The sequence below is a fragment of the uncultured Flavobacterium sp. genome (assembly GCF_963922255.1).
In the GTDB taxonomy this organism is placed as follows: domain Bacteria; phylum Bacteroidota; class Bacteroidia; order Flavobacteriales; family Flavobacteriaceae; genus Flavobacterium.
Window position 1 is genome coordinate 1 of record NZ_CAWUIC010000034.1, and the last position, 6,993, is coordinate 6,993.

The window sequence follows — 6,993 nt, forward strand, 5'->3', positions numbered from 1 at the left end:
TCCTGTTCGGAAAATTAGTTATTTATTTAATAATGCAAACTAAAGGCAAAACGTTAGCAGATATAGTTTTGAAAATCTCGGTAAAATCAAAAATCTCTTAAAAACATTTGGAAATATTGTAACTTTTAAGTTACCTTTGAAAAATGAAAGTACGTGAAGTTATAGCATACGAAAATCACTTTGAAGAATTTCTTCTTGAACAGCCAAAAAAGGTTCAGGATAAAATATTTAAAATAATTGAGGCTATCGAAACTTTAGAAAGAATTCCTTCAAATTATTTAAAATCAATGGAAGGAACAAATGGATTATTTGAAGCAAGAATTCAACTTGGTTCAAACATTTGGCGTGTGTTTTGCTTCTTTGACAAAGGAAAACTTGTTATTTTACTTAATGGCTTTCAAAAGAAAACGCAAAAAACACCTAAAAATGAAATTGAAAAAGCGTTGAAATTAATGAGTAAATATTATAAAGAAAAATCTAAATAACTATGGAAACTAAAAGCTGGAAAGAAATTAAAAACAATGTTTACGGTGAAAAAGGAACTGTAAGACGTGACGAACTTGAAAGAGAATTCCAAGGTTTTAAAATTGGATTACTCTTAAAAAAAGCACGTGAAGAAAAACAACTAACGCAAACCGAACTTGGCGAATTAGTTGATAAAAAACGTGAATATATTTCAAGAATAGAAAATAACGGAAGTAACTTAACGCTGAAAACCTTGTACGATATTGTGGAAAAAGGTTTTGGTGGTAAGGTAAAGATCCAAATTGAATTATAACTACATCTGCTAACAACAGTTACAAGAAATTGCTAGGCATGGGATTTATTAGAATTGGAAATTGTTGAATCAAAGTTTTGTCTATATTTGTAATAGCCAGTGAATGAAGCACGCAACTTCTTGTAGCTGCCAAACGTTACTGGAGACTTGTGCCAAAATTACGCAGATAAAAACAATTTAAAATTAAACATCTGTTTCCGCAGAAAGTTGACAAAACAGAAGCGTGAGAATTGAAATCTATAAGCGGAAACTTGAAATGTGGAAACCAGAAAAACAGAAAAGCGAAAGGTGGAATCTGACAGCAGAAACTTGAAAGTTATGCGTCACTTTTTAAACACCGCGTAAAAAAAACAACATCGAAATCATTATTTATGAATAATGCTGAAACTATATCTTGGATTTATTTAGCGATTGCGATTTCCTCAGAAAAAGAACCTGTAAGTTTTGCCGGTATTAGTCAAGTTGCTGATGGAATAAATCATGCTATACCAACACAAACAGAAATGCAAAATTCAATAGCTTGGCTGACTAATAAAAAATTAATTTTAAAAACTATGAATAAATACTCTTTATCAGAACTTGGAAAAGAGATTTACGCAACTAGTAGAAACATAAACGGCTTAATGGATATGTGGAAAAATTTAGAAATGAAAATTTCAAAGTTAATGTGAAATTTAAGTGCCGCATAAAAGCTTTTCGCAATTGTTTTTTCACAGCAGAAACTTGAAAAGTTTGAGGTTTAATTGCAATTTCGACAAAAAACAAGCCTCCAGTAACAGCCATTTTGAGCTAGCTGGATTTTAGTGGAATTACCGTTTCGCATCACGTTTTCGTTAAGCCGAAAATTGAGCGTTTACGAACTTCCAGCCATCTCAAAGTGGCAAAACGTTGTGCAACATTACCCAAAAACGCAAAATGACACCTAAAATAGCAAGAAATATCGGAATTAAAAAGGCGCTACAATCTGCGACAATTGGAATTTTAATTGCGTTTCTATTTATGATGTTACTTGCTGGAGGAAGTCCTCAATGGATGGTTGAATGGAATTATTGGATAAACATAATTATCGGAATTGGAATTTTTTACGGACTTGCATACTGGTTTGGAAAGAATGCTGGATATGAAATCTTGATAAAGAAAAAAGATTCTGACAAAGTTGGAGCAAAATACGGAATTTTGATTTTGATTATAACCGCATTTCTTGTTGGTTGGACTGGATTTGTTCAAGAAGGAATGGAACCTTATGATACTTTTTTGGACTCATTTGAGGACTATATTTTCAAACCATTCTTTTGGATTATGGTAATTGGATTTATTCCAGCAATTTTAGTCGGAATTCAATTTGGAAAGTGGATTAAAAGAAGCAGATAAAACATTTTAAAATATTTAAAAATGAACAATCTAAAAAAATACGAAATGATAATTTATTGTCTGATTTATCCAATCTTGACAATGCTTTTTTTTATGATTTGGATTCATCAATCAACATTACCTGGTGGAGATATCGGAATGACACCTTTTCTCGTTGGTATTGTTTTACTTATAGTTTTCGGAATTGAAATCACTCTCGTTTTGATATTAAGAAAACGAATAAATAGTTTGTTGAATAAACTTACCTGTTTGTTTGTTGCATTTCTAATTTACGAATTAACAATGTGGAGTTTGGGCGGATTTGGAGAATTTGTGCTTTTAGAATCGTTTAAAAAACCGTTTGCAGAAAATATTGAAGGAGCATTTTCATTTTCATCAATTTTTTCACTTTTAATAATTCTTGGATTAATATTAATAATAGAAAGATTAAATAAAAAAACGTTGCACAACACCGTATAAAATTAATTGCTGGTTATAGCCTACTTACGAAAGTCCTCGCAGACTTTCTATCTGTGATTTATTTGCTAAATTTAGTGCTTAAACCACGCAACTAATCTTATACAAACACGTTACCCGACATTTTACGAGAAACCGAAAAAAAAATGATTAATGAATATTAGCTTTGATCTTGACAGTACTTTAATTCCAAATGGAAAAGAATTTGAAACCGAAAAAATAAGCAGAATCGGAAAACTATTCGGTGTAGAAAAGATACGTAAAGGAACACGGGAATTAATTTCTGATTTACAAAAAGAAGGCCATAAAGTTCATATTTATACAACATCATTTAGAACAAAAAACAAAATAAGATTTACATTATTTTATTATGGAATTAGAGTTAATCGCATAATCAATCAAACTGAAAATCAAAAGAAATTAAAATCTTTAAAAATCAATTCTTCAAAATATCCAATTGCGTTTAATTTTGACATTCACATTGACGATTCAAAAGGTGTTGGAATGGAAGCTGAAAAACATAATTTTCGAGCAATAATAATCGAACCATCAGAGAAAAAATGGGTTGAAAAAATAAAAACTGATATAAAAAACGTCGGGTAACAGCAGTTACAAGAAATTGCTAGGCTCGGTTTTTGTCAGAAATGATAATTGTTGAATCAAAGTTTTGGTTATATTTGTAATTGTCAGTGAATGAAGTACGCAACTTCTTGTAGCTGCGAAACGTTAGCTACAATTTGAATGAACATACGAACTACTTTCATAATACTTCTTACTTTAGTCTACTTTGAATCTTTTTCTCAAAGTATTTTTTCTGCTTTACGTCACGACGATGCTATCGATTTAAGAACAGATTCTAAAGTAAAGGAACTTACAAAAACGACGATATTCTACAATAAAAGCGGAACTGAAACCAAAAAGGATATTATAGTTGTAAATCAGCAAAACAAGATAATATCGGAATTGAGATATGGCGAAAACGGAAAATTAGAAACACGTCTTTCTCGGACTTTCGACTCTAATGGAATTAGAAGTTTACAAAGAAAAATCGAACGTTGGCATCCTGTTATTGGATATACTTATGAAATAGCAACTTACGAATATGATGAAAATGGTTTTATGATTAAAATAACTGACCGAAATCAAAACAACCAAATTATTAGAGAGACATTCCTAAAGAACAATGAAAAAGGACATCCAATCGAATTAAAGCTGAATACGGGAAATTCTAACTCTTATGGCATTGAAGTTGCGGAATATGACTATTCGAATAATATAGCATTCACAAAGGTTCTTGACGACAACGGAAAAATACTTTCTGAAAGCAAACATAAAATTGACTTTTCAATTAAAGATTTAGATAATTCAGAATATGACGAAAATGGAAATTTAATTAAATCTAAAAATTACGAATACGAATATAAGTACGACAAGAAACTGAATTGGAAAAAGAAAACCATTTATAAAATCGAAAATGGTAAGCGAAAAAAATATCAAGTCTTGACAAGAAAAATCAAATACGAATAGTAAAAACTGTAGCTAACACCGTATATAATTTATTGCTAGTTCTAGCCTACTTACGAAAATCCTCGCGGATTTTCTATTCGGTTTTTATTTGCTAAATTACGTGCTAAACCACGCAACAAACCATATACAACAACGTTGTAGCACATTAAAAAAATGACAGAAAGCGAATTTATAGACTATTGGAATAAGGAATACCAAGAATCGTTACCAATCAATCACGAATTGAAAATAGTTTATCCTGACAGGTGGTTTAGAATTCATAGCCTTCCTGAATCAAAAAGATACGCTGAAAATGAAGACGAGTATAAAATCATACTTGACCGACAAAACCAATTGATTAACGACCTGATTGGAGAAGAATCAGAAGTTGCTATATCATTCGGACTCTACACGTGGGATTCAACTAATGACAATTATAAGGAGTTAACTGACTTTGGAGAATTTAAAAAAGTATTGAGAATTGATTTGCAAAAAGAAAGACCAGAGGAATATGAAGACGAAACGTTTTTTGATATTTATGTCAAAACTGAAAGTTGGAAAAACGGAAACAGAAACGAAATTCTCAAAGCAATTGCTGATGATGAAATAAGAGCAATGTTTGTCAGTCCGTCAAAGAAATGTGTCATTGCACCTTATGATGGAGGAGTTGATGTGATTGTTGACTCGACCGAAAAAAGAGACAGACTTAAAGCTAAATATAGTGATTGGCTTTCTGACCGTGAAGATGGAATGTAAAAAAGAAAAAACGTGCTACAACACTATATATAGCAAATTGGGCGATTAGTGGTAAATCCAAAAGTTGTTGTCTATTTGCAAAGTCGCCAAATCTTTTGATTTGGTATTAAAAAGAAAAATTAAAACAAAATAAAAAGATTTGGCTTGTGGCTAAACCGAAAGTAATCGCTTATTTTCTGCCCAACTTGCCATATATTAAACGTTGGCAACCATTAAAAAATGACCGTAAAAGAAGGAGACATATTCATAACGAAACTGGAAAGAGATTTCTTTGGAGCTTTTAAAGTGATTAAAATTGGAAAATCATTCTTCGAAGAAATAGACGGAGATTTAATGATGCTCGGTATCTTGGACTACGTGGATAATAAAAAACCAGAATTAGATGATGTGAGATTAAATCAAATTCTAAGTTGCAATCGATTTTTCTTTTCAAATCAATATTCAATTGACTTTTACACCAATAATACAAAATACAATGATTTGAGCAAGTTTGAATATTTGGGAAATAAACCAATTACAGAATTTGAAAAAAGTATTGATTTCAAATTAGGAGATGGACGAAGTGGAGTGAAAGGTGGTTTTCCTTTAGCTGGTTTAATGGAATCTGATTATGGTAAAACAGCTTTTTATGAATGGCGTTGGAAAAATGAAAGAGAAGAATTCAAAAAAGAAGTTGAAATAGAAAATGAAAAATCTCGTATTGCAAGAGAAGAATACAGAAAGCAATCTATGAAGCCTAAAAAGATGGTGGACGACAATGTGTTTTGGGAAGTAATAGAAAAAATCGACTGGACTAAAGAAGACGACCAAGAAAGAATGGAACCTGCTATCGTTTTTTTAGCAAAGAAAAAGGTTACAGAAATAAAGCAGTTTCAAGAAAGTTTGACCTATAAATTGTATTTACTGGACACTAAAAAACACGCTGAAAATATTGGCGAAGCTTCATTCAAAGATGATGATTCATATTTTTCAGTTGACTACTTTCTTTATGTTAGGTGTTGTGTGGTCGCAAATGGTAAGGAGTTTTTTGAAAGTGTATTGAAAAATCCAAAGGATATGCCTAAGAATATGGACTTTGAGCCATTGTTATATATTGCAGAAGAAGCGTATGAAAAGCGAATGAATAAGGAACTGGAATATGAAACAGGTTGTGATTATGAAACTTTTTCAAATTATAAAGGCTGGAAATAGAAATAAATAACGGTTGCCAACAATGGCTATAAACAATTGGGGTAAAAGTGATTAAACGAAAATATAAACATAAAATAAAGGTCAATGCTAAACCGAAAAGTTAGGGAGTAAAGTCCCCAACTGTTCATAGCCGAAACCGTTATGCCTCATTTATGAAAAACGCACAATGAAAACAGGAAATATAAATATTTTAATTGCATTTTTACTAATATTTAGTTGTTCTTTTAGTCAAGTAAAGTTAGAGGGAAAAATTATTTCTGGCAGAACAAAACTGAAACCAACCGAAAGTGTTTTGATTGTTCCTGAAAAAACTTCCAAAGGTACTTTTACTGATTCACTTGGTAATTTTGTTTTAGATAATTTAGAGTTTAATAAAACTTACATTCTTAAAACAAGTTCAATAGAATTAGGTACTGTGGAAATTGAACTAAAAACTGGAAATGAATCTGTTATTCGTAAAACTTTTGAAATAAACTCTAATTGTAAATTTAATTCTGAAAGTGCTGAAACAGATTGGATAAATAAAAATCCGAAATTACTCTTAATTGGTTCAATTGTTCCGATCGGAAATTCGAGAAAAGATAAAAAATTTGAAGAACGTTATAAAATCAAATATTATGATTTTGGATGTACACCTGAAGCTTTAGAATGTATTATTGAATATAATAAAACAATCTTTAAGCTTATGAATTTAAAGTATGGTAAGAAATGGAAGTCGAGAATGAGAAAAGATGTAATACTAAATTAAACGAGGCATAACAAAGGTTTGTAACAATTGCTCGGCTTGGTCTTTGTTTGAATTTTCTCCGAAAATTCATTAGGAGTTTTGTACTTGTGAAATTAAGTGCTAAATTTACGCAACTGTCACAAGCCGTCAAACGTTAGCGTCAATACCAAAATCGAACTTAAAAACAACCAAATTCTACAAATGAAAA

10 protein-coding genes are annotated in these 6,993 nt (G+C 30.9%); all 10 read left to right on the top strand.

The genetic code is table 11. From position 1 onward, the window contains the following. Window positions 1–143 precede the first annotated feature (143 nt). Window positions 144–485 (top strand): type II toxin-antitoxin system RelE/ParE family toxin, encoded by a 342-nt coding sequence (locus AABJ49_RS14030; protein WP_338378919.1) that lies wholly within the window; start codon window positions 144–146, stop codon window positions 483–485. A gap of 2 nt (window positions 486–487) precedes the next feature. Then, entirely contained in the window at window positions 488–778 is a 291-nt protein-coding gene (locus AABJ49_RS14035; RefSeq protein WP_094138785.1) for a helix-turn-helix transcriptional regulator, read from the top strand. Window positions 779–1,149: 371 nt separating this feature from the next. After that, window positions 1,150–1,449 (top strand): hypothetical protein, encoded by a 300-nt coding sequence (locus AABJ49_RS14040; protein ID WP_338378920.1) that lies wholly within the window; start codon window positions 1,150–1,152, stop codon window positions 1,447–1,449. A gap of 244 nt (window positions 1,450–1,693) precedes the next feature. After that, window positions 1,694–2,149: a hypothetical protein gene (locus AABJ49_RS14045; protein WP_338378921.1), complete on the top strand. Its 456-nt coding sequence runs from the start codon at window positions 1,694–1,696 to the stop codon at window positions 2,147–2,149. A gap of 21 nt (window positions 2,150–2,170) precedes the next feature. Then, on the top strand, window positions 2,171–2,608 hold the full coding sequence (locus AABJ49_RS14050; protein WP_338378922.1) for a hypothetical protein: 438 nt from the start codon (window positions 2,171–2,173) through the stop codon (window positions 2,606–2,608). A gap of 150 nt (window positions 2,609–2,758) precedes the next feature. Continuing rightward, on the top strand, window positions 2,759–3,208 hold the full coding sequence (locus AABJ49_RS14055; protein WP_338378923.1) for an HAD family hydrolase: 450 nt from the start codon (window positions 2,759–2,761) through the stop codon (window positions 3,206–3,208). A 138-nt stretch (window positions 3,209–3,346) separates the two neighbouring features. Beyond that, window positions 3,347–4,132 carry a hypothetical protein gene (locus tag AABJ49_RS14060; protein ID WP_338378924.1) on the top strand — a complete coding sequence of 262 codons (786 nt, stop codon included), beginning with the start codon at window positions 3,347–3,349 and terminating at the stop codon, window positions 4,130–4,132. 153 nt (window positions 4,133–4,285) lie between these two features. After that, window positions 4,286–4,867 carry a hypothetical protein gene (locus tag AABJ49_RS14065; RefSeq protein WP_338378925.1) on the top strand — a complete coding sequence of 194 codons (582 nt, stop codon included), beginning with the start codon at window positions 4,286–4,288 and terminating at the stop codon, window positions 4,865–4,867. A 219-nt stretch (window positions 4,868–5,086) separates the two neighbouring features. Further along, window positions 5,087–6,058 carry a DUF4240 domain-containing protein gene (locus AABJ49_RS14070; RefSeq protein ID WP_338378926.1) on the top strand — a complete coding sequence of 324 codons (972 nt, stop codon included), beginning with the start codon at window positions 5,087–5,089 and terminating at the stop codon, window positions 6,056–6,058. A gap of 166 nt (window positions 6,059–6,224) precedes the next feature. Then, window positions 6,225–6,806: a carboxypeptidase-like regulatory domain-containing protein gene (locus AABJ49_RS14075; RefSeq protein WP_338378927.1), complete on the top strand. Its 582-nt coding sequence runs from the start codon at window positions 6,225–6,227 to the stop codon at window positions 6,804–6,806. Window positions 6,807–6,993: the final 187 nt, after the last annotated feature.